The sequence below is a fragment of the Oscillibacter sp. KLE 1728 genome, assembly GCF_934833455.1.
In the GTDB taxonomy this organism is placed as follows: Bacteria; Bacillota; Clostridia; order Oscillospirales; family Oscillospiraceae; genus Oscillibacter; species Oscillibacter welbionis.
Window position 1 is genome coordinate 15,459 of record NZ_CAKVVF010000001.1, and the last position, 2,825, is coordinate 18,283.

The following is a 2,825-nucleotide window of genomic DNA, read 5'->3' on the forward strand; positions in this document are numbered from 1 at the left end:
CCGTCCAGCCGTCTCTGGCGTGTTCTGCTGGCGCTGCTGCTTCTGGCGGCCCTGTTCTGCGTTCCCAGTCTGGTGCTGACAGGCAGCGAATGGCTGCCGGAGCTGACAGGCGCGGTGGAGAACTATGTGCCCTTCTGGAAGGGGCTGCTTCGGTTCCTGATTTTCTGTGCCTGGTGCTGGGTGTGGCTCTGGACAGAGGGTTCCGCGCTCCAGATCCTGCTGGCGCTTCTCCTGCAGTTCTGCGGCATCTGGGCCCTGTGCCTGCTGCGTCCCCGTCCGGCCAGCCGGTCCCATTCTCACGCATAAGGAGGAAAGCGACCATGTCCAACAGCACTGTGCAAATACTCGCCCGGGTGCTCCGGGTACTGCTGATCTTCGCCCTACTGCTCAACGTCCTGGCTCTGCTGCTGGTTCCCGCCTCCGTCATGGTCAACGCGGAAAACCTCTTCGGCGGCGCCGGCACCTTTCTGCATGACCTGTTCCACCCGGAGGCGGACGATGTGACCGCCGCAGGCGTATCCGCGATTTTTCTCTCCTGGGTCTGGATATGGGGCGAGGGCGCCAACGCCCTAATCGCCCTGTTCTTGGTGATCTGCGGCATCTGCACCGCGCTGATTCTCCTCCAGGGGCTCCGGGTGCTGGGCACCATCCTCCAGGGTGCGCCGTTTTCCACGCAGAATGCCGTCAGCCTCCGACGGGCGGCTGTATGTTCCTTCTGCATCGCGGGAGCGGCATTGCTCCGGACGATCTGGGGGCTGTGGTTTTACCAGTCCCTCCGCCCCCTGGCCACCTACAACGCGCTCTTTGTGCCGATCTTCACCATGTTCGGCCTGCTGTGCCTGGTGATGTCCGCCCTGTTCCGCCAGGCGACGGAGATGAAAGCGGAAAACGACCTGACCATTTAGGAGGAGGCCCACGCCATGGTTCGTACTGCTGCCCAAAAAATCGCGGATGTGTTGATTTTTCTCTGCGGTTTCCTCATCTTTTGCGACATTCTGCTGCTTCCCCTGACACCGGCCCTGGCCTACTTCCGCTTTCAGAATCCGGCGTCCATGCGCTTCGACCACCTCCTGGCTGTTTTCGCCTACGACTTTGACGACGGGGTGGGAAATTTGCTGGAAATTATTTTGAAAGAGTCTTGGAAGTCCCCGGAGACCGCGGTCCTGGCTCTATTCCTGCTTTTGGCGGGCATCTGCGGCGCAGTGATCCTGGTCCAGGGCATCCGTCTGCTGGCCTCTGTGGCGGACGGCACGCCGTTCTCCCCGAAGAACGCCGTCTATCTCCAGCGGGCCGCCGCAGGCTGCTTTGTGATCGCCGCCGGCGCCCTGGGGCGGACCGCCTTCACCCTCTGCCGGGATGGCGCCGCCGCATTGCTGTCCTACACCGCTTTGTTCATCCCCCTCTTCACCATGGCGGGCCTTCTGTGCCTGGTGATGGCCGGGCTGTTTCACCGGGCAGCGGAGATGAAGGCGGAAAACGACCTGACGATTTGAGGTGACGGCATGATTGTAGTCAACCTGGACGTGATGATGGCCAAGCGGAAAATGTCCCTCTCCCAACTATCGGAGAAAGTGGATATCACCCTGGCCAACCTGTCCATTCTGAAAAACAACAAGGCCAAGGCCGTCCGTTTCTCCACGCTGGAGGCCATCTGCGCCGCCCTGGACTGCCAGCCGGGAGACATTCTGGAGTTCGTGCCGGACGAAGAGGCGGAACCATGACCGCCAGGCGCACGGCTCCGCCCCGCCAAAAGCGGGCCTGCATCTGCCGTCCCCGCATTTTCCCTGCTGGCGGCGCAGCTCTTCCCGCCCACGTTCTTCAGCGCCGCCTGGCCGGGAGTGGTATTGGTCCTCCTGCTGGGGTGGATCCCTGTGTCCTTCTGCCCCTGGTATCTCTGGGGATCCGCCTCTGGAGCCGGGCAGATCGCGGAAGATGGGACCCAGTGTACTGCGGGACATCTTCTGCGGATTGTATCCGGCGGCGGTCAGTCTGCCGATCTGCCCCGGAAGGCCGCCGGGGCCGTTGCGGTATCTCATAACGCCGTTTCGGATACTCCTTCTGATGCTGACGCGATAAATGCTGCGCTTTTGGAATCTTTACTGTTGGAGGTTTCTCGCGATGTTTCAGCTTTCGCTGTTTACCGAGTTCGGCAGGCTGTGCAACCCCTTTGACTATGTTTTGGGGTTTACGTTCCTGCTGATGGCCTTTCACCTGCTCTTCCTGCTCTTCAATCTGCGGGAGCGGCAGCGGGTGAAGCTCTTCTGCCTGGGCAGCGCCTCGCTGGTCCTGCTGCTGCATATCGCGGCGCTGCGGCTCTCGTTCCAGTTCACCAATCTCACCTTTGACACTGTGGCGACCGGCCCGGCGCCGGGCCTGCTGGGGGCGCTGGGCAGCCGTACCTGGCTGTATCCACTCTTCCTCTACCTGCTTCTGCTGCCTCTGGCGTGCGTCCCGCCCAGGCAAGACAGTTCCCCGGACAACTCCGGTTTCCGCAAGGAGGTGGACGCATGATTGATGCCCCATTCTGCAATGCGGTCAGCCTGCTGACGGGCTTTACCGGCTGGGTGCTGGCGGTGTGGTCCTTTCTCCGTCCTGAGAGGGACCGCTCCGGCTGGAAGCTGGCCGGCGGCGGGATGGCCTGCGCCCTGGCCCTGCTGGCCCAGCTCTTCGCCGTGCAGCTGGAGACCGTGGCGGGTGATTTGGAGACGGCCCTGGTCCAGGCCTCCGGCGCAGCTATCGCCGGCCGGATCCTGTTTGTGATAACGCTGATCTTTGAAACCATGGCCGTGGTGAGCCACCACTTTGCCGCCAGAGACCGAACGTAA

General features: G+C 62.3%; 6 protein-coding genes. All 6 read left to right on the plus strand.

All coding sequences use genetic code 11. The features are described 5' to 3' along the window. Positions 1-306: hypothetical protein (locus QVE23_RS00075; protein WP_502919046.1), on the plus strand; the 306-nt coding region annotated here is incomplete at its 5' end. A 14-nt stretch (positions 307-320) separates the two neighbouring features. Beyond that, positions 321-905 carry a DUF2975 domain-containing protein gene (locus QVE23_RS00080; protein ID WP_119311782.1) on the plus strand — a complete coding sequence of 195 codons (585 nt, stop codon included), beginning with the start codon at positions 321-323 and terminating at the stop codon, positions 903-905. Positions 906-920: 15 nt separating this feature from the next. After that, complete coding sequence (locus QVE23_RS00085) at positions 921-1,493, plus strand: DUF2975 domain-containing protein (protein WP_025545054.1); 573 nt, start codon at positions 921-923, stop codon at positions 1,491-1,493. Positions 1,494-1,502: 9 nt separating this feature from the next. After that, a complete protein-coding gene (locus QVE23_RS00090; RefSeq protein ID WP_021747930.1) occupies positions 1,503-1,721 on the plus strand; it encodes a helix-turn-helix domain-containing protein in 219 nt (72 codons plus the stop codon). Positions 1,722-2,118: 397 nt separating this feature from the next. Beyond that, positions 2,119-2,511, plus strand: coding sequence for a hypothetical protein (locus QVE23_RS00095; RefSeq protein WP_025545055.1), 393 nt, complete (start codon positions 2,119-2,121; stop codon positions 2,509-2,511). Next, the gene (locus QVE23_RS00100) at positions 2,508-2,825 is read left to right on the plus strand and encodes a hypothetical protein (RefSeq protein WP_025545056.1); all 318 of its coding nucleotides are present in this window, start codon (positions 2,508-2,510) and stop codon (positions 2,823-2,825) included. The genes QVE23_RS00095 and QVE23_RS00100 overlap by 4 nt, the downstream gene beginning before the upstream one ends.

Coding starts and splice junctions, on each gene's coding strand:
- QVE23_RS00080 (WP_119311782.1), top strand. CDS start 321: ATGTCCAACAGCACTGTGCAAATACTCGCCCGGGTGCTCCGGGTACTG.
- QVE23_RS00085 (WP_025545054.1), top strand. CDS start 921: ATGGTTCGTACTGCTGCCCAAAAAATCGCGGATGTGTTGATTTTTCTC.
- QVE23_RS00090 (WP_021747930.1), top strand. CDS start 1,503: ATGATTGTAGTCAACCTGGACGTGATGATGGCCAAGCGGAAAATGTCC.
- QVE23_RS00095 (WP_025545055.1), top strand. CDS start 2,119: ATGTTTCAGCTTTCGCTGTTTACCGAGTTCGGCAGGCTGTGCAACCCC.
- QVE23_RS00100 (WP_025545056.1), top strand. CDS start 2,508: ATGATTGATGCCCCATTCTGCAATGCGGTCAGCCTGCTGACGGGCTTT.